The organism is Pseudoalteromonas sp. APC 3250 (genome assembly GCF_030407915.1).
Taxonomy (GTDB): domain Bacteria; phylum Pseudomonadota; class Gammaproteobacteria; order Enterobacterales; family Alteromonadaceae; genus Pseudoalteromonas; species Pseudoalteromonas tetraodonis.
The window spans coordinates 68473-86603 of record NZ_JASDCM010000014.1; the positions used below are offsets into that span (position 1 = coordinate 68473).

An 18131-nucleotide genomic window follows, 5' to 3' on the forward strand; every position below is an offset into this window, starting at 1 on the left:
TTTTCACTAGTTTTATAAGCTAGTTATTACTGGCTACTAGCCTCTCGCTAATATCAAATACGGTATAAGACAGGGTTAACTCTTCTACATCACTGGGTAATTCAGTATCTACATAAAACAATAATGTAAACTCCAGCTCTTCACCTGCCTTTAACGGTTGCTGATCAAAGCAAAAACACGCTATTTTGTGTAAATACTTGGCCGCTTTTCCTGGTGCTACCGACGGTATAGCCTGCATTACTTTATCTTCATTGCTGTTATTTTTAGCGCTAAACTTAACTTCACGCATGGCCCCAGGCTTTACATCTACACTGTACTCTTTAGATTTAACTTCAAAAGGCGCACCACTTTGCGCATGCGTAGTGAAACTAACGCTGACTTCTCTATTTTCAGTGACCAAGGTACTTTGCTGTGCCTGCTCTAACGAGGGCTTACCATTAAGCCCCGTTATATCGCAAAACACGTCATACAAAGGGACCATGGCAAATGCAAATGCAAACATTGCAATGCAAATCACCACCAGCTTTTTTAATAACGGCAAGTGAGTCATTATTTAATGTCCGGCGGCGTTGAGAACGTATGATAAGGCGCAGGTGAATCAACTTCCCATTCAAGCCCCTCAGCTCCATCCCAAACTTTTGCAGGCACTTTGTCGCCCCCCTTTGCACATTTATACACAACCACCACGAATAATAATTGCGATAAACCAAAGGCAAACCCACCTATACTAATAATGGCGTTAAAATCAGCAAACTGTAGCGCATAATCTGGAATACGGCGTGGCATACCGGCTAACCCAACAAAATGCATTGGGAAAAACAGCACATTTACACTTATTAACGACAACCAAAAATGCCATTTTGCTAAGGTAATATTGAACATGTTTCCGGTCCATTTTGGCAGCCAATAATAAGCCCCCGCCATAATAGAAAACACCGCGCCCGTTACGAGTACATAATGAAAGTGTGCAACCACAAAATAGGTATCATGATATTGGAAATCGGCAGGTGTAATCGCTAGCATCAACCCCGAAAAACCACCTAAAGTAAACAACACAATAAATGCGATACTAAACAGCATTGGCACTTCAAAGCTAATAGACCCGCGCCACATAGTCGCTACCCAGTTAAATACTTTTACGCCGGTAGGTACCGATATCAGCATAGTCGCGTACATAAAAAACAACTCACCCGCCACGGGCATACCAGTGGTAAACATATGATGCGCCCACACAATAAAGCTCAACAAGGCAATGGAGGAGGTGGCATACACCATAGAGGCATAACCAAATAGTTTTTTACGTGAAAAGGTGGGAACAATCGTAGAAATAATGCCAAAGGCAGGCAAAATCATAATATAAACTTCAGGGTGACCAAAAAACCAAAAAATATGTTGGAACATCACCGGATCGCCACCACCAGCGGCATCAAAGAAACTGGTCGCGAAGTATTTATCGGTGAGCACCATAGTAACTGCACCAGCAAGTACCGGCATAACTGCAATAAGTAAAAACGCCGTGATCAACCATGTCCACACAAATAACGGCAGCTTCATCCACGTCATACCCGGAGCACGCATATTTACTATGGTGACCACCACATTAATGGCCCCCATAATCGAACTAATACCCATAATATGCACAGCAAATACAAACATTGCTGTGTTGTCGTTACTATAAGTGGTGGAAAGCGGCGCGTAAAAGGTCCAACCAAATGCAGGGCCACCACCGGGCATAAATAATGAAGCTAATAGGATTAAAAACGCAAACGGTAAAATCCAAAAGCTCCAGTTATTCATTCTCGGTAAGGCCATATCTGGCGCACCAATCATTAGCGGGATCATCCAGTTTGCCAAGCCGGTAAAGGCTGGCATAACCGCACCAAACACCATTATTAAACCATGCACTGTGGTCATTTGATTAAAAAAGTGAGGATCAACCAGTTGTAGGCCCGGCTGAAATAACTCAGCTCGAATAACCATCGCCATTGCCCCACCAATTAAAAACATGGTGAGTGAAAAAATTAAATATAAGCTACCTATATCTTTATGGTTGGTTGTAAATAACCAGCGCTTAAAGCCTGTGGCAGGTTGATGGGCATGATGAGCCTCATTGGTATTAGGTTGTTCTGCAATGCTACTCATTATTTAGCCTCCCCATCAGCATCCAGTGCCGCTTGTATCTCGCTCGGTTGAATTACATCACCAGTGTCATTACCCCACGCGTTGCGTTTATAGGTAATAACAGCTGCTATTTGCTTGATTGATAATTGCTTTGCGAAAGACTGCATAGCCGTACCTGGTTTACCGTGGAGCAAAATATCTATATGCCCTTTGATATCACCTATGACTATTGGGCTGCCTTTAAGAGCCGGAAAAACACCCGGCAAGCCTAATCCTGTTGGCTGATGGCACGCCGCGCAGCTCGCCATATAAACCTGCTCACCAAGCGCCATCAGCTCTTCTTTTGGTACAACTTGGTCTAATAACGCAGCGTCTGCTTCAGCTGCTTTTTGCTTGGCTTGTTTAGCCTCTGCTAACCACGTTTTGAAGTCTTCTTCTGTTTTAACTTCTACCACAACAGGCATAAAACCATGATCTTTACCGCAAAGCTCTGCACACTGCCCACGGTAAGTACCAACCTCATTAATATTGGTCCATGTTTCGTTAATAAACCCAGGGTTTGCATCTTTTTTAACGGCAAAGTCAGGCACCCACCATGAGTGAATAACATCATCTGAAGTCATTAAAAAACGTACTTTTTGATTAATTGGTAGTACCAGCGGTTTATCGACCTCGAGCAAATAATTCGGGTTTTTATCAGCAAGGTTGGTTATTTCATTTTGAGGTGTAGCTAGCATGGAATAAAACTCAACGTCCTCCCCCATATACTCGTAATGCCACTTCCACTGTGAGCCTGTAATTTTAATGGTGAGATCAGCTTTGCTGGCATCCTCCATGGCAATTAAGGTTTTAGTCGCAGGAATGGCCATAACAATTAATATGACAAAAGGGATCGCAGTCCACAGTATTTCTACTTTGGTGCTTTCATGGAATTGGGCAGGGACAGCCCCTTTAGATTTGCGATGATGAATGAGTGCCCAAAACATAATGGCAAACACGATCACCCCAATCACACAACATATTAAAAAAATAGTCATGTGCAGTTGGTATACATTATTACTTATATCGGTTACGCCTTTACGCATATTATATTGGCTATTAGCAAGCACATTCTGCGAAAAAACAAACAATATAAGCCACAAGGAAGAACTCAGCTTACCCATGTGACGGCTCCTTTGATGCTATTGCTGACGCAAAGCGAAGAGGCATACGGCTTAAACGCCTATTCGTTATTTTTATTTTTTATAAGGGTGCTGGATTTAGTAAATGTGTGTTCTCAAAACGACTAAGCTGTGAGTTATTTTTATTCCAGCTCTTTAATAACTAGTTAAAAAATAAACAATAAGCAAGGTGAGTATGAAAAATAAACAAGGTGTATTTTTTAAAATGCGCAGCTAAAAAAATAGCAACTAGTCAGGCAATTAATCTAAGAGTCAGGTTTAGTAAGGGGTGTATTGAAATTACAGGATAGAAATATAAAAAATTGTTAACTTAAAAAAGCAGAGTAAATTTGTTTATTTATAAAGTATTTAGTGATTTTATTTATGATAGGAGAAGCACTTAACAACATATAGTCATACATTTGATAAGTTAGACATTGTGCTGCTAACAAACCCAGCGCCTAATCACTATTAAGCGCTAAATTATGCTTTAATACTACATCCAGTCAGCGTTACGAATAACACCTACCGCTAAGCCTTCAATATTGAACGACTCATTTTCTAAATCGACCTCAATAGCTGAAAACTCATCATTTTCAGCATGTAAGAGTACTTTTCTGCCCGCTTTTTCTAAACGCTTCACGGTTACATCGTCGTCAACACGGGCAACAATAACTTGTCCATTTTCGGCAACTTGGGTTTTATGCACAGCAAGTAAATCACCATCCATAATACCAATGTCTTTCATACTCATACCGTTAACACGCAATAAAAAATCGGCCGCAGGTTTAAACATTAAAGGGTCAATTTTACAGTGGCTTTCTACATGCTGTTGCGCCAATATTGGCTCACCGGCAGCAACCCTGCCAATTAAAGGCAAGCCCAACTGCTCTGGCTCCTCTTCTTCAACAAGCTGAATGCCCCGACTCGCGCCTGGCTTCATTTTAATAACACCTTTTTTGGCCAGTGCTTTTAAGTGTTCTTCTGCAGCATTCGCACTTTTAAAACCCAGTGTTTGTGCAATTTCGGCACGTGTAGGAGGCATACCAGTGTCTTTAATAAACACTTTAATGAGTTCGAGTATTTGCGCTTGGCGTTTCGTTAATGGTCGCATACAACTGGTTTTCCATACAGTACAATTAACTGTGAGTATATACAGTTATTTAAAAATCGCAAATATAAATTAATGCCTTATATGCCGTTATCATCAAACAATAACCTACTTTAAAAGCAGGGTGATAAATGTAATTATTAGCAACGCATTATCATATTAATAAATTTTAATTCTCAATTACTTATCCAAGGAGCTAGCATGAGTATTTGGCATCAACCGATTACATTAGAGTTTTGTAAGCAATTAGATCAAGGTATTACAGGCCAAGGGACACTCATGAAAACCATGGGAATAGAGATCAGTGAAATTGGTGATGACTACTTAGTGGCAACTATGCCGGCAATTCCAGAGCATCATAACCCTATGGGTATCGTTCATGGGGGTGCAAATGTGGTGCTTGCTGAAACAGTAGCAAGTTATGCCGCTAATTTTGTGGTTGATTTCAATCGATTTTATTGTGTTGGCCAAGAAATCAGTGCAAGTCATTTAAAGGCATCACGCAATGGCACATTAACGGCCACAGCGAGAGCTTATCATATCGGCAAGCGCAGCTCGGTTTGGGATATTAAAATAACCAATAGCCGCAATGAGCTTTGCTGCGTATCACGTATGACCGCAGCCGTAGTTGAGCGAAAAGGCTAGTAAGTCAATTAACCAAGGTTGAAGTTAAATTACTTTTCGAGAGGGTAAATAGTAATTTCTACGCCTGCACCAATTGCAGATATACGTAACAAGGTATCTGCATGTAAGGCTTGGTTAAAGCATTTTGGCGAAGTGCCAGACTCAAACCCAATATCGAAAGTTCTGCGTGAACAACTCAACCATTGCTTTAATGCATTGCGTGAACACGACTCGATTAACTCACACAAGTGATTAATCGCTTTATCTGGCGTGGTTATTTCACCTGCAACCTCAATGCGAGCAAGTTGACGGTATTCGTCTTTATCATAATGTAAAATAGTTGCGACCTTTTTTAAATCAGCAACTAATACGCTAATATCTTGCTTTGACTCAAGCTCTAGATCTACATTTAAAAATTGAATTTCCGACATTATCTCGTTTTTACCCTCTATTAATTTCATTGCAAACTTTAACGCAGTTTTACCGTTATACCAAATCAACAACGCAGGAATCACCTCATTAACGCATTTTTAGCGTTAGCCTCTGAATATTGCCCACTATTTACTCCTCAAAAACGCCCTCTACAAAATACGCAAATTAAAATTAAAGCATGCCGGCGGCAGTTTACTTTTTTATTCTAGGCCTTAAACTAGCCGCTCCTGTAGTTCACGTATGTGATGGATATGATTCGGTTTATTTTAGCTTTGTTGGCTTGCTGTGCTTGTTTTTCAGCAATGGGCGAACAATTTACGCGGTTTTCGAGTGCCAAAAAGCACTTAATTAATACCCTTCCCGAAAACGCTAAAAGTATTTATTGTGGTTGCGATATAAAAAAACAAGGCAAAAAGTTGGTACCCGACCCTACCCATTGTGGCTACGTGCCTCGCAACACACTAACCCGCTCAGGCAAAGTAAATCAACGTGCCCTGCGAATTGAATGGGAACATATTGTCCCTGCATGGGAATTTGGTCACCAGTTACAATGTTGGCAAGATGGTGGGCGTAAAAACTGCCGCAAAGTTAGCGCTAAGTTTCGCATGATGGAAGCCGATATAAACAATTTAGCCCCTGCAATTGGTGAAATTAACGCCGATCGCTCAAACTACCGCTTTGGCATGTTAGCCCAAAACGCGACGCAATATGGTCGCTGTGAGGTTAAAGTTAATTTTAAACAACGTGTTGTTGAACCGCCTGTTCATGCACGTAAACGCATTGCCGATGCGTACGCTTACATGCAAAAAACGTATGGTTTAAAAATTTCAGCTAAACAACAAAAGCTATTTAATGCTTGGCAACAACAAGCTTATGCTGCTAACACAAATAGTAAAAAGCTGTAAGTTTAAATTAAAAGCGTGTAACACACGCTTTTAATTAACCTATAACGCTTGGTGTGGTCCAAATATTTCGTAGTGAATGTTTGAGCTTTGCACACCTAAATCAAGTAGCTGGCCTTTTACGTAAGCCATAAATGATGCTGGTCCACACAAATAAAATGCCCCTTCGCTAATAGGTAATGATGTCTCAAGCACCGTTAAATCCATTAACCCAGTGAAATCACACTCCTCGCCACCTTGATTAAACCAAGTAAATGTTTTTAGCTGTGGATGCATTGCCGTTTGCTGCGCTAAATACCCTTTAAATGAAAATTCGCGGCTGTTTTCACATGCGTGCAAATAACTAATCGCTTGATTTTTATCACCACTAAGTAGCGTTTGAAGCATCGCCATCATCGGGGTTTGGCCAACGCCTGCTGAAATAAGTACCACTGGAGTTGCCTCATTTTTTAAAATGAAGTCTCCCGCTGGCGGGTATAACTCTACTCGTGCGCCTTGCTCTAGTGAGTGTAAATAATTAGACACCACGCCAGGCTTTGGTTGGCACTCTTTTTTAACGCTAATACGATAGTTTTTAGCATTGCTCTTTTGCGAAATAGAATACTGGCGGATCTCTTCATATTCTGCGCCCTCAGGCTTAACTTTAATGCCAATGTACTGTCCTGGCTTGTAGGTAATAACTGCTTTACCATCCACAGGTGTCAGCGTAAAACTAGTTACGAATTCAGATTCAATATGTTTATCAGTAATTTCAAACTGGCGCGTGCCTGCCCAGCCACCATGGTTGTTTTTACTGTGCGCATACAATGCCGCTTCTTCGGTAATACAAATATCAGCAAGTACACCGTAGGCTTCGCGCCACGCATATTCAACATCGGCAGTAAACTGCTCAGGAATAAGCTCTTTTAACGTACCGATTAAATGTGCGCCCACAATAGGATAATGCTCAGGTAAAATATTTAAGCTGGTATGCTTATGATTAATTCGCGCTAGCGCCTCTTTTAACACGGCTAAATTATCAAGATTTTGCGCGTACGCAGCCAATGCATTAAATAATGCAAATTGCTGACGACCCGTTTCTTGATTAGTCATATTAAAAATATGTTTAAGTTCGGGATTATGACTAAACATGCGCTTGTAAAAATGATCGGTTACGACCGTACCTGCCTCTGCAAGCAATGGCACCGTGCTTTTAACTATTTGTATGGTTTTATCGGATAACATGTTTATTTCCTATGTAATAACTAACTGCTTGCATTTAGCATTACACAGAGCGTGCCAACTAATTAAACCTATAATATTCAATAAGTTAAATTAACTCGCTTTACAAGATGAGTCTTTATGACCTACTATAAAACCTGTAAAAATACACTAACAGGTCATTTTGACATGAACCAACAATTCAACCTGACGCAAGTTGCATTAGAACTTGCGCAAAGTACGTTACATGCTCACAGTTTTGAGCAACTTTTAGCCACGGTTGAACGTGTTATTCCCAGCGATGCCAGTGCATTATTGATTCGCCAAGGTGAGCAATTAAAACCCTTAGCCATTAAAGGCCTTATGCCCGATAGCCTAGGACGACGTTTTGATATTGCGGAGCATCCTCGCCTTAAAGCCATCTGCAGTAGTCGTTTGGCTCTGCAATTTGCACATGACTGTCCACTACCTGATCCATACGACGGGCTACTACTGGCTAAAACCGGTGATATTCCAGTGCATGCCTGCTTAGGGTTACCCCTTTATGATAAAAACGCACTACTTGGCATTCTGACCTTTGATAGCCTTAACGCCAATGCGTTTGACGGTATCACCACTGATACACTCAACACCTTACAAACCTTGTGCAGTGCGCACTTTAAAACAGCCCTAGAGCTTGCCCATTACAAACAACATGCGCAGCACTCTAGTGAATTAGTACAAGCGTTAAACCGTGAGGCGCTCAAACGTGATGGTGGTGAAATTATTGGCCAAAGCTCTGCAATACAAACGCTTAAAAATGAGATAAAACTGGTTGCGGCATCAAACTTTAGTGTCCTTATTTTAGGTGATACTGGGGTCGGCAAAGAGTTGGTGGCACGTAATATTCACTTACACTCCGCACGTAAAGATCAGCCATTAATTCATTTAAATTGTGCATCACTGCCTGAAAACCTCGCAGAAAGTGAATTTTTTGGCCATGCAAAAGGCGCTTTTACGGGTGCGCAAAATGCTCGCCAAGGTAAATTTCAGTTAGCCGATGGCGGCACCTTATTTTTAGATGAAATCGGCGAGCTGCCTCTGGCTATGCAAAGTAAATTATTACGCGTACTGCAAAGTGGCGAAGTACAAACCGTTGGCGAAGATGAACTTAAATATGTCGATGTTAGAGTGATTGCAGCAACCAATCGCGACCTAAAACACGAAGTAACACAAGGACGGTTTCGCGCCGATTTGTACCATCGATTAAGTGTTTATCCACTCACAGTCGCTCCATTGAAAGCCCGTGATGAAGATGTTATTTTATTAGCTGGTTATTTTGCAGAAAAAACAGCCCGCAAGCTCGCTATTAAACAGCTAAAACTCAGTATTGAAACGCAACTGCTGCTTAAAAAATATGACTGGCCAGGCAATGTGAGGGAGCTTGAGCATGTGATTAATCGGGCTGCATTAAAGGCTAAACAACATCAGTGGCAGCAACCAATTATTACTATTGAACCTGCGCATTGTGAGCTAAATTTAAGCGCTGTTAACACCTTAGCTCTTGAACACTCAAACCAGCTTGTAATCCCACCTTTAGCAAACAACATTTCGTTAAAGCAAGCCACAGATACCTATACTCAGCAACTTATAATACAGCAACTTAAACAACATAATTATAACTGGGCAAGCACAGCGCGTAGTTTACAGGTCGACCGCGCTAACTTAACGCGGCTAGCCAAGCGCTTAGGTGTTTCAATAAAAAAATCGTTGTAGCCTTTTTAACTTAACTTTCGCTGCCTAAAATAATTTTTTAATAGCTGACTAAACGCTTGAACTTTTGCCGTTCGATGCACTAAATGATGCGTAACCAGCCACAAATCGGTTGGCCAACTCAGTTCATTAGGCAGTACAGGGACTAAATCAGAGTATTGCGCTGCAACATCATGCTGTAATCCGCCAATACCGAGTCCTTTTACTATGGCGCGGGTCGCTTCTGAGGTTTCTGACACTCTTAGCTTAACTTGCGACGGGGGAATATTTTCATCAACCCATGCAAAGTAAGGCACTTTGGCATTATACCCTGCTACACCTGACACAAAGCTATGCAGCGATAGTTGCGCTAATGTTTGTGGCAACCCATAACGGCTAATGTAATGCTTTGATGCATAAAATCCTGACGAGAGCGCCGCTAAATGCTGAGCAATATAATCACCCTCATCCGGTCTGGGTCCAGCTCTTACTGCGATATGTGCTTGGCCATGATCTAAACGTAAGCGTTTTTGATCCATAATCACTTGTAATTGCACTTGCGGATGCAAGGTTTGAAACTGCTCACACACCTCACTTAATACATCAATAAAGCCACTAACTGTGGTGAGTAACAAGCTACCTTGCAAGGTGCTATCTGCAGCAATAATGTCATTATGTAGGCGCTCTAGTTCACCATTAATCGCTTGTGCTGTGGTAAATAACTTAGCGCCAATTTCTGTGACTTTGTAGCCGCGAGCATGGCGATGAAATAGTCGCGCATTTAAGCTTTTTTCTAAGTTATTTATTCGCCTGAGCACCGTACTATGGTGAACATCTAACACTTCGGCAGCGGCAGTTAAAGTACCTAAGCGCGCTACCTCGTAAGCAACCTTCAGGTCTTGCCAATCATTAAATTGAATTGCCATGATAACTACTCTTTAATCTGTGCATATACGCACACAAGTTTTGCGTTTATTTGGCTTTTCTGCAAGTGATTATTTGTTAAAGTCACATTATACAAACTCATTATCAGGAGCAGCTCATGACAACACCAAAAATTATTGCCCTAGCAGGTAGCTTACGTAAAGATAGCTTTCATCAAAAACTCATTAACGAAGCGGCACGCTTTGCTTTAGAAAGTGGCGCTGAAGTAGAAGTGATTAAACTCGCAGACTTAGCCATTCCTATGTTTGATGAAGATCTCGAGGCACAAGGCACACCAGCCGGTGTACAACAACTTAAAGACAAACTTCGCGCAGCCGATGGCATTTTGCTGGCCAGCCCAGAATATAATGGCTCTATTACCGCCGTGTTAAAAAATGCTATTGATTGGGCATCGCGCACCGAACAAGGCGCAGAGCCTGCATTTGCAAATAAAGTAACCGCGTTATATGCAGCCTCACCAGGTGGGTTGGGCGGTTTACGGGGCTTAAATCATGTGCGTGATATATTATCAGGCATTGGCAGCTTAGTATTAGCGAACCAACTGGCAGTACCGGCTATTCATACTTTATTAGATGACAACGGTCGAATTAGCGACCCCGCTACCGCTGAAAAAGTGGCTGGTCTTGCACAGCAGTTAGTTAGCGTAGCAAGTAAGCTTAAATAAGCAGCCACTATAACTTTGTTGCTGCAAGCTTTGCAGCAATAAAGTCTTCATGGGTAACATACAATAAATTAGCAACACGACGAATAACGTATTCTTCTTGTGGATCAAGTTCTCCATCGGAGTACGCTAAACGCCAAAGTAATTCAACTATATCAATGCGTTGCTGTGCACTACATTGATTGTTAATTTGCTTAGAAAATTGAAAATAATCAATGGCGTCATCTAAGCTTGCACTTGCTTGCTCGGTTAACTCATCTACTGCTTCATCCGTTAAATCAAAATATTTTTTTAATGTTAGACTTAGCGTATGTTGCTCATCAGCCTGTAAATCGTTATCCGCTCGCATTACCTCAATTAATAATGCGGCAACCGCTGTTTTTAAATCATGTTGTTCAATATCATAATCTTGCTGATCAATACTCGAAAAAAGCTGTTTAATTTGCTTGAACATCACATTTCCCCTTTTTGGGTGTTAGACTTATATCATAACGGGTTTAATAGATATGCTGATCACACTACCCAAAATCAAGATGGAGTTAAAGGTTTATGAGTATAAAAGCCAATCATTACATACATGGAATTATTAGCTGGTGTTTATTAACAGGGTGTTTGAGTGTGTCGGCAGAGCAAAGTGAAATGCAGCGACTTTATGATTTTGATGAAAAGGTGCATTATAAGCAAACTCAAATAGACACTAACAATTACCACTTAGAAATACAGTCTGACGACTACCCACATTTTAGAAACCAAAGTGTGTTTTTGTTGCGCCACGCAAATCGTTTATGTCACGATAATCCTTTTATGTTAAAAGTGACTGAGGGCGTGCAGGAGTACCAACGCTTTCCAACTAAACCGCGTGCTTATCAGCCACCGCTCAGTGTATTTGTGCAGTGTGAAATGCCTGCAGAAAAAACCTCAAAAAAATAACACCTCGTTATTTTCAGTAAAACCACTGAGTATTAAAATAGCCTGTGGTTTTACTGTAGTTAACCTGAACTAAGTTAGTTAACGCCATATCCCCACGGCGCAGCCGGTGGTGTGATAGGTTTAGTTAAATCAAAATCAACACGGAATTCGCGACCTTGGCGAATAAGTCGATAAGTGAACTGTTCAGGGTAAATATACATTTGCCATTTATTGCCTACCGATTGCGGTATGCCTTGGCTAACAAATAACTCTTTTGAATACTGATCTGCAGGGAATGACTGCATATTAGCAAAACCCGCATCCACAGTATGACCGCCATACATAGTAGACACATCATCGCTGCCATCTTTATGGCGATGATCGTGCTTTAGGCTCAAACCACTACCTGTTTTAGTAATAATCCACGTACGTGAAGCATCATCACCGACATGAAACGGCACTTGTAGCTCACGTTCATTACACTTACGCACATGCATAACTAATTTTTTACCGGCAAATGAACTCGGCCCTGTGGCATTATCAACCGTTACTTTACCCTCAAAAGCTTTACCGCAATGTGCAGCAATACTATTGAAAAAGCTATCATGACTTGGAATTGATACTAAAGGTGCTGGGCGAGCTAATGCAGCGGTTGATGCCAGCATAAACGCTGCAGCTATTAATAATTTCATAATGTGTCCCTAAACATGTAAAAAATCAGCTTAGCGTTTAAGCAAACACAAAGAAAATAATCACGATGAACAGCAATAAAAATTAACAGAACAATGGAGCTTTGCTTTAATTAATTGGTAAAAAAATATCGCTTGAAAGAAAATGAGAAATTAAATATCGTTGTTTGATAAAGGAGAAATAACTAATACCAACTCGCTTAATTAAGCGGTCTATTTTGAGGCAGGAAAAACGGGTTGATAGCTAGGCAAGAAATTCGCTATTTAGTTGTTCTAAATGAGAATTTTTTAACACAGATAGCGACACGTTTAGCCCCGCAAAATGATTGAGTATTATTGCGGATTGGTATAAACGTAAAGCCAGTTTTAGCGTGGAGCACATATTTAAATGGAAAAATATATCGGCTTAATAATCATCGTATTACTATTAATTATTCAAAATCGCTACACTCTGCACATATATCAACACCTTGCTGAGCAGCACCCAGAACAATGGAAAAAATTATCACAAAATTCATTAGATGGGACACCCTATGCCAATCTTGCTGAGTCATTTAAAGATGGTTTTTTTTCGACTATCAACGACCCAAAGGTAGTCCGCTACCAGAAATTTAAAACTCTCAATTTATTACTAATGGCAATGATTACATTAGCAAGCTTATTGCGTGGTTTTTTAATATAAGCGATTAAAAAAGCGCAACCTAAGTTGCGCTCCAGTTTCATATGTAAAAGGTTACTGCCACGGTCTTTCTGCGGCTAACTGCTTTTCAAACGCATCAATTTGCGGATTGAGGGTTTCGGTTACACCAATAAAATCTAAGCCACTTAATAAACGCTCTTTTACGTCTTTGCGAATATCAAAGCGAATTGGCGCAAACTTATTGCTGGTAAGCACTTGGTTTTCAAGATCCACATCAATGTGAATATCGTCGTGCTGCTCACTTAACACAAATAACTCTTCCAGCGTTTGCGCTGGCAATGCAATGGCAAGCATTTGATTGTTACCACAGTTATTAAAGAAAATATCAGCAAAGCTTTCAGCTAAAATCACTTCAAACCCATATTGCTTTAATGCCCATGGTGCGTGCTCGCGTGATGAGCCACAGCCAAAATTATCGCGGGTTAATAATATTTGCGCACCTTGGTAACAAGGACGATTTAAAATAAATTCAGGATTTGGCTCGCCATTATCTAAATAACGCCAATCGTAAAACAGTGCTGCATCAAAACCATCACGGCTTGTTGAGGTTAAAAACTGCTTAGGAATAATTTGGTCGGTATCGACGTTGTTTTTATCAAGTGGGGCCATTAAGCCGCTAAAATAGATGCTCATTAAGCTTCTCCTCTAATATCAACAAAGTGACCATGTATTGCAGCTGCTGCCGCCATTGCAGGGCTCACTAAGTGTGTACGTCCGCCGCGCCCTTGGCGACCTTCAAAATTACGATTCGAGGTGGAAGCACAGCGTTTACCAGCTCCTAAACGGTCATCGTTCATAGCTAAACACATCGAACAACCCGGCTCGCGCCACTCAAACCCTGCAGCTTTAAAAATATCGGCTAAGCCTTCATCTTCAGCTTGCTGCTTAACTAAGCCTGAGCCTGGAACAATCAGCGCTTCAATACCAGCTAAAACCTGTTTACCTTCAACAATTTTTGCTGCAGCGCGTAAATCTTCAATGCGGCTGTTGGTGCATGAGCCAATAAATACCGTGTCTACTTTGGCGCTTGATAGTTTATCGCCCGCTTTTAAGCCCATGTATTTAAGCGCACTGCGAATTGCATCGGCTTTAATTAAATCGGTTTCTTTATCTGGATCTGGAATACATTCATCAACGCCAATCACTTGCTCTGGATTAGTCCCCCAAGTAACTTGCGGTTGAATACTGCCTGCATCTAACTCTACTTCTAAATCAAAATGAGCACCATCATCCGTTTTTAAAGTTTCCCAGTAGGCAACAGCGGCATCAAAATCAGCACCTTTGGGTGCAAACGGGCGCCCTTTTAAGTACTCGTAAGTGATTTTATCTGGGGCAATTAAACCTGCCTTGGCACCCATTTCAATGCTCATGTTACACAATGTCATACGGGCTTCCATTGATAGAGCTTCTATGCCTTCACCACAAAATTCAGCCACATAGCCAGTGCCACCAGCAGTGCCTAGCTTACCAATAACCGCCATAATTAAATCTTTAGCTGTTACTGTAGGGCGTAATACACCGTTAATTTGAATTTTTAACGACTTCGCCTTTTTTTGCTGTAGTGTTTGCGTAGCTAATACATGCTCAACCTCTGAGGTACCAATACCATGTGCCAAGGCACCAAACGCACCATGCGTTGAAGTATGACTATCGCCGCAGACTATAGTGGTACCTGGTAAAGTAATCCCCTGCTCAGGGCCAATAACATGCACTATGCCTTGGTTTACTGAATTTAAGTCGTACAGCAAAATGCCAAATTCTTTACAGTTTGCATCCAGTGCCATTAATTGATTTTTAGAGACTTCGCTGGCTGCATCCAGTGAACGACTTTTAGTTGAAACATTATGATCCATGGTGGCAATGGTTTTTTCTGGACAACGCACTTTACGATTTTTTTCACGTAAGCCTGCAAATGCTTGTGGTGACGTCACTTCGTGTACTAAATGACGGTCAATATAAAGTAAATCGGTTTGCTCATTAATGCTGGCAACGGTATGTGCTTGCCAAATTTTATTGTATAAGGTTTGGGCCACTTGCTAACTCCCTGATCTGATTGAGCCACAGCCTGACGGTGTTGTGGCTTTAATAATTAAATGCGTGAAACGATGGCCGCTGCTACATCGGTGGTGGTATAGCCGCCCTGCGGATAAATATCCGGCGTTCCCACACCAGCTTCAACCGCCTCTGCGACTGCTTTTTCAATCGTACGAGCCGCTTCGTCTTGGCCTAATGAGTAACGTAGCATTAAGGCGGCACTTAAAATTTGTGCGATTGGGTTTGCCACCCCTTTTCCGGCGATATCAGGCGCTGAACCACCCGCGGGTTCATACAAGCCAAAGCCTGATTGGTTCAAACTTGCCGACGGTAATAGACCCATTGAACCGGTGATCATCGCGCACTCGTCCGATAAAATATCACCAAATAAATTATCGCAAAGTAATACATCAAACTGGCTAGGTTGTTTAACCAGCTGCATCGCTGCGTTATCTACATAAATGTAATCTAAGCTCACTTCTGGAAAGTCTTTACTCACTTCGGTTACCACTTCGCGCCATAAAACGCTTGATGCTAAAACATTGGCTTTATCAACCGAGGTCACATGATTGCTGCGCAACTTAGCGGCCTCAAAAGCAAAACGTGCAATACGCTCTATCTCTTTACGTGAATAAGTTTGCGTATCAAATGCAGTTTCTTCTGCCCCTTCGCCACTGCGACCTTTCTCACCAAAATAAATACCACCCGTTAGCTCGCGCACACATAAAATATCAAAGCCTTTTTCGCTAATATCAGCACGTAGTGGTGATGCAGCGCTTAATGCGGGTAACAACTGAGCAGGGCGTAAGTTACAAAACAAACCAAAGTGCTTGCGCAGTGGTAACAGTGACGCGCGCTCCGGTTGGTCATTAGGTGGTAAATGTTCCCACTTAGGGCCACCCACGGAACCAAATAAAATAGCATCGGCGTTTTCACACGCTTTTAAGGTCGTATCAGGAAGTGCTTTGCCAAATTCATCAATGGCAGCACCACCAATAGCATGGTGTTCACGGTTCAGAGTAAAGCCAAACTTATCACTGACTGCATCAAGCACTTGCTCTGCAGCTGCCATAACTTCTGGGCCAATACCGTCGCCCGCTAATACGGCAACGCTGTAATGTGTTTTACTCATCCTGCTTTCCTTTGTTGTTTTAAATCAGACACTTTTTGTGCTCGATAAATTAAGTTATAAACCCGAACCATAGCGCGTACTGAGGCTTCGACCACATCGGCCGCAATACCGGCACCGTGATAAGGACGGCCATCATATTTAGCAATAATATTCACTTGTCCTAATGAGCTAGCACCTTGGCCGGTGGCCTCTAAATTGTATTCAATCATTTCAACGCTCATACCAGTTAAGCGCTCAATGGCTGCAAATGAGGCTTCTACCGGGCCGTTACCTGTGGCCGCTTCTTGTTTTGCTTCGCCATCAATCAACAAACCTATCGTTGAGCTGGCTACCGATTGAGAGTTCGACGTAGAGTGAACAAACTCTAATTGATATTTTTCATCTTTGTCGCTGATTTGATTAAAGTAAATCATTGCTTCTAGGTCGTAGTCATATACTGTGCCTTTTTGGTCAGCTAACGCAACGAAACTTTGGTATAAGCTATCCATGTCGTAATCAGATTTTTGATAACCTAATTCTTCTAAGCGATGCTCTATAACATGACGCCCTGAACGCGAGGTCATATTTAATTGATTACTTGGCACACCCACACTTTCAGGTGACATAATTTCATAGGTATTTTGCGCTTTTAATACACCATCTTGGTGAATACCTGAACTGTGGGCAAACGCATTTTCGCCAACAATCGCTTTATTTGGCTGTACCGGCATATTACAAATTTTGGCTACTTGGCGAGAGGCGCGGTAAATTTCTTCGCTTTTTATATCGGTATATACGTTTAAATGGTCTTTGCGCATTTTCATGATCATCGCCACTTCTTCAAGTGAACAATTACCCGCGCGCTCCCCTATACCATTAATGGTGCATTCGATTTGGCGCGCACCGGCTTGAACGGCAGCAACAGAGTTAGCAACGGCTAAGCCTAAGTCGTTATGGCAATGCACACTTAAACGGGCTTTATCAATATTTGGCACGTTGTTCATTAAATGACGGATCATTGCTGCGTATTCATCTGGCGTTACAAAACCGACGGTATCTGGCAAGTTAATCGTGGATGCACCGGCATTAATAGCTTGCTCAACAATTTTGCATAAATCCCAATGTGGTGTACGTCCTGCGTCTTCACATGAAAATTCCACATCATCAGTGTAATTACGGGCAAGCTTGATTGATTTAACCGCCATCGCGGTTGCATCATCTAAGCTCATACGTAGTTTATGCTCAAGGTGTAAAGGGCTGGTTGCAATAAAAGTGTGAATACGGCTTTGCTGTGCACTGCGAAGTGCCTCGCCACAGGCTTCAATATCTTTGGCAACCGAGCGTGCTAAGCCACAAATAATAGGGCCTTTTACTTCAGTGGCAATTCGCTGCACTGAGCGAAAGTCAGCGGGGCTCGAAACCGGAAAGCCCACTTCCATGACATCCACATTTAAGCGGCTAATGGTATGCGCTAGTTGAATTTTATCATCTTCAGTCAGGCTTGCTTTAAGTGCCTGTTCGCCATCGCGTAAGGTGGTATCAAAAATCCATACTTTATCTTGCTCTTGCATAACTGCCCCTCATTCCTGTGTTACCCAAATTTCGATTTATCCCTGCAGCGAGATAAAAAAAACCCCGCAATTGCGGGGTTTTGTTGTTTAGCTCAATGCAAACACACTAATCCCCGCTCACTTGCCACAGCAGTAAGAGGTTTAGTTTTAGTGTAATTAAACGATTAGTTTGCATTTGTTTTCTTGTGTGTGTGTCCAATGAGGCTTATTTTTATCATTGCAGCGCAATA

At 41.7% G+C, this 18131-nt stretch carries 19 protein-coding genes; 6 read left to right on the forward strand and 13 right to left on the reverse strand.

What is annotated here, in order from left to right; all coding sequences use genetic code 11:
• Positions 1-19: 19 nt before the first annotated feature.
• The 4 genes from QL986_RS14090 to lexA form a co-directional block, all read right to left on the reverse strand.
• Positions 20-550, reverse strand: a complete 531-nt coding sequence (locus QL986_RS14090) for a cytochrome c oxidase assembly protein (RefSeq protein ID WP_013466139.1) — start codon at positions 548-550, stop codon at positions 20-22.
• On the reverse strand, positions 550-2142 hold the full coding sequence (gene ctaD / locus QL986_RS14095) for a cytochrome c oxidase subunit I (protein ID WP_028834828.1): 1593 nt from the start codon (positions 2140-2142) through the stop codon (positions 550-552). Before ctaD ends, QL986_RS14090 begins: the two co-directional genes overlap by 1 nt.
• A complete protein-coding gene (coxB, locus tag QL986_RS14100; RefSeq protein ID WP_036957070.1) occupies positions 2142-3284 on the reverse strand; it encodes a cytochrome c oxidase subunit II in 1143 nt (380 codons plus the stop codon). Before coxB ends, ctaD begins: the two co-directional genes overlap by 1 nt.
• A gap of 493 nt (positions 3285-3777) precedes the next feature.
• Positions 3778-4395, reverse strand: coding sequence for a transcriptional repressor LexA (gene lexA, locus QL986_RS14105; RefSeq protein WP_008114166.1), 618 nt, complete (start codon positions 4393-4395; stop codon positions 3778-3780).
• 198 nt (positions 4396-4593) lie between these two features.
• Between lexA and QL986_RS14110 the strand changes: the two genes are divergently transcribed.
• On the forward strand, positions 4594-5037 hold the full coding sequence (locus QL986_RS14110) for a PaaI family thioesterase (RefSeq protein WP_013466144.1): 444 nt from the start codon (positions 4594-4596) through the stop codon (positions 5035-5037).
• 29 nt (positions 5038-5066) lie between these two features.
• Here the strand turns inward: QL986_RS14110 and QL986_RS14115 are convergent, their stop codons facing one another.
• Positions 5067-5447: a hypothetical protein gene (locus QL986_RS14115; RefSeq protein WP_024602174.1), complete on the reverse strand. Its 381-nt coding sequence runs from the start codon at positions 5445-5447 to the stop codon at positions 5067-5069.
• A gap of 252 nt (positions 5448-5699) precedes the next feature.
• Between QL986_RS14115 and QL986_RS14120 the strand changes: the two genes are divergently transcribed.
• On the forward strand, positions 5700-6353 hold the full coding sequence (locus tag QL986_RS14120; protein WP_013466146.1) for an endonuclease: 654 nt from the start codon (positions 5700-5702) through the stop codon (positions 6351-6353).
• 39 nt (positions 6354-6392) lie between these two features.
• Here the strand turns inward: QL986_RS14120 and hmpA are convergent, their stop codons facing one another.
• Positions 6393-7574, reverse strand: coding sequence for an NO-inducible flavohemoprotein (gene hmpA, locus QL986_RS14125; protein WP_024602173.1), 1182 nt, complete (start codon positions 7572-7574; stop codon positions 6393-6395).
• A 165-nt stretch (positions 7575-7739) separates the two neighbouring features.
• On the opposite strand from hmpA, the gene norR reads away from it, so the two are divergent.
• Complete coding sequence (norR, locus tag QL986_RS14130; RefSeq protein WP_024602172.1) at positions 7740-9305, forward strand: nitric oxide reductase transcriptional regulator NorR; 1566 nt, start codon at positions 7740-7742, stop codon at positions 9303-9305.
• Positions 9306-9310: 5 nt separating this feature from the next.
• On the opposite strand, the gene QL986_RS14135 is transcribed toward norR, so the two are convergent.
• Positions 9311-10207 carry a LysR family transcriptional regulator gene (locus tag QL986_RS14135; protein ID WP_013466149.1) on the reverse strand — a complete coding sequence of 299 codons (897 nt, stop codon included), beginning with the start codon at positions 10205-10207 and terminating at the stop codon, positions 9311-9313.
• A 116-nt stretch (positions 10208-10323) separates the two neighbouring features.
• On the opposite strand from QL986_RS14135, the gene QL986_RS14140 reads away from it, so the two are divergent.
• Entirely contained in the window at positions 10324-10890 is a 567-nt protein-coding gene (locus QL986_RS14140; RefSeq protein WP_013466150.1) for an NAD(P)H-dependent oxidoreductase, read from the forward strand.
• Positions 10891-10897: 7 nt separating this feature from the next.
• Here QL986_RS14140 and QL986_RS14145 read toward each other — a convergent pair whose 3' ends face one another.
• Complete coding sequence (locus QL986_RS14145; protein WP_013466151.1) at positions 10898-11341, reverse strand: TerB family tellurite resistance protein; 444 nt, start codon at positions 11339-11341, stop codon at positions 10898-10900.
• A gap of 95 nt (positions 11342-11436) precedes the next feature.
• Between QL986_RS14145 and QL986_RS14150 the strand changes: the two genes are divergently transcribed.
• A complete protein-coding gene (locus QL986_RS14150) occupies positions 11437-11817 on the forward strand; it encodes a hypothetical protein (protein WP_013466152.1) in 381 nt (126 codons plus the stop codon).
• 74 nt (positions 11818-11891) lie between these two features.
• Here the strand turns inward: QL986_RS14150 and QL986_RS14155 are convergent, their stop codons facing one another.
• Positions 11892-12488, reverse strand: a complete 597-nt coding sequence (locus QL986_RS14155) for a hypothetical protein (protein WP_024602171.1) — start codon at positions 12486-12488, stop codon at positions 11892-11894.
• Between the two features lie 385 nt (positions 12489-12873).
• Here QL986_RS14155 and QL986_RS14160 point away from each other — a divergent pair, with 385 nt between their 5' ends.
• The gene (locus tag QL986_RS14160; RefSeq protein WP_013466154.1) at positions 12874-13167 is read left to right on the forward strand and encodes a hypothetical protein; all 294 of its coding nucleotides are present in this window, start codon (positions 12874-12876) and stop codon (positions 13165-13167) included.
• 51 nt (positions 13168-13218) lie between these two features.
• Here QL986_RS14160 and leuD read toward each other — a convergent pair whose 3' ends face one another.
• From leuD to leuA, 4 genes are read right to left on the reverse strand one after another with little or no spacing between them, the layout of a single operon-like run.
• On the reverse strand, positions 13219-13818 hold the full coding sequence (gene leuD / locus QL986_RS14165) for a 3-isopropylmalate dehydratase small subunit (protein WP_013466155.1): 600 nt from the start codon (positions 13816-13818) through the stop codon (positions 13219-13221).
• The gene (gene leuC / locus QL986_RS14170) at positions 13818-15218 is read right to left on the reverse strand and encodes a 3-isopropylmalate dehydratase large subunit (protein ID WP_008465616.1); all 1401 of its coding nucleotides are present in this window, start codon (positions 15216-15218) and stop codon (positions 13818-13820) included. The genes leuD and leuC overlap by 1 nt, the downstream gene beginning before the upstream one ends.
• Positions 15219-15274: 56 nt before the next feature.
• The gene (gene leuB / locus QL986_RS14175) at positions 15275-16351 is read right to left on the reverse strand and encodes a 3-isopropylmalate dehydrogenase (RefSeq protein ID WP_013466156.1); all 1077 of its coding nucleotides are present in this window, start codon (positions 16349-16351) and stop codon (positions 15275-15277) included.
• Positions 16348-17901 (reverse strand): 2-isopropylmalate synthase, encoded by a 1554-nt coding sequence (gene leuA, locus QL986_RS14180; protein WP_013466157.1) that lies wholly within the window; start codon positions 17899-17901, stop codon positions 16348-16350. Before leuA ends, leuB begins: the two co-directional genes overlap by 4 nt.
• Positions 17902-18131: the final 230 nt, after the last annotated feature.

Excerpts from the sequence above, each read along its gene's own strand:
- QL986_RS14090 (WP_013466139.1), bottom strand. The coding sequence starts at position 550 with ATGACTCACTTGCCGTTATTAAAAAAGCTGGTGGTGATTTGCATTGCA.
- ctaD (WP_028834828.1), bottom strand. The coding sequence starts at position 2,142 with ATGAGTAGCATTGCAGAACAACCTAATACCAATGAGGCTCATCATGCC.
- coxB (WP_036957070.1), bottom strand. The coding sequence starts at position 3,284 with ATGGGTAAGCTGAGTTCTTCCTTGTGGCTTATATTGTTTGTTTTTTCG.
- lexA (WP_008114166.1), bottom strand. The coding sequence starts at position 4,395 with ATGCGACCATTAACGAAACGCCAAGCGCAAATACTCGAACTCATTAAA.
- QL986_RS14110 (WP_013466144.1), top strand. The coding sequence starts at position 4,594 with ATGAGTATTTGGCATCAACCGATTACATTAGAGTTTTGTAAGCAATTA.
- QL986_RS14115 (WP_024602174.1), bottom strand. The coding sequence starts at position 5,447 with ATGTCGGAAATTCAATTTTTAAATGTAGATCTAGAGCTTGAGTCAAAG.
- QL986_RS14120 (WP_013466146.1), top strand. The coding sequence starts at position 5,700 with ATGATTCGGTTTATTTTAGCTTTGTTGGCTTGCTGTGCTTGTTTTTCA.
- hmpA (WP_024602173.1), bottom strand. The coding sequence starts at position 7,574 with ATGTTATCCGATAAAACCATACAAATAGTTAAAAGCACGGTGCCATTG.
- norR (WP_024602172.1), top strand. The coding sequence starts at position 7,740 with ATGAACCAACAATTCAACCTGACGCAAGTTGCATTAGAACTTGCGCAA.
- QL986_RS14135 (WP_013466149.1), bottom strand. The coding sequence starts at position 10,207 with ATGGCAATTCAATTTAATGATTGGCAAGACCTGAAGGTTGCTTACGAG.
- QL986_RS14140 (WP_013466150.1), top strand. The coding sequence starts at position 10,324 with ATGACAACACCAAAAATTATTGCCCTAGCAGGTAGCTTACGTAAAGAT.
- QL986_RS14145 (WP_013466151.1), bottom strand. The coding sequence starts at position 11,341 with ATGTTCAAGCAAATTAAACAGCTTTTTTCGAGTATTGATCAGCAAGAT.
- QL986_RS14150 (WP_013466152.1), top strand. The coding sequence starts at position 11,437 with ATGAGTATAAAAGCCAATCATTACATACATGGAATTATTAGCTGGTGT.
- QL986_RS14155 (WP_024602171.1), bottom strand. The coding sequence starts at position 12,488 with ATGAAATTATTAATAGCTGCAGCGTTTATGCTGGCATCAACCGCTGCA.
- QL986_RS14160 (WP_013466154.1), top strand. The coding sequence starts at position 12,874 with ATGGAAAAATATATCGGCTTAATAATCATCGTATTACTATTAATTATT.
- leuD (WP_013466155.1), bottom strand. The coding sequence starts at position 13,818 with ATGAGCATCTATTTTAGCGGCTTAATGGCCCCACTTGATAAAAACAAC.
- leuB (WP_013466156.1), bottom strand. The coding sequence starts at position 16,351 with ATGAGTAAAACACATTACAGCGTTGCCGTATTAGCGGGCGACGGTATT.
- leuA (WP_013466157.1), bottom strand. The coding sequence starts at position 17,901 with ATGCAAGAGCAAGATAAAGTATGGATTTTTGATACCACCTTACGCGAT.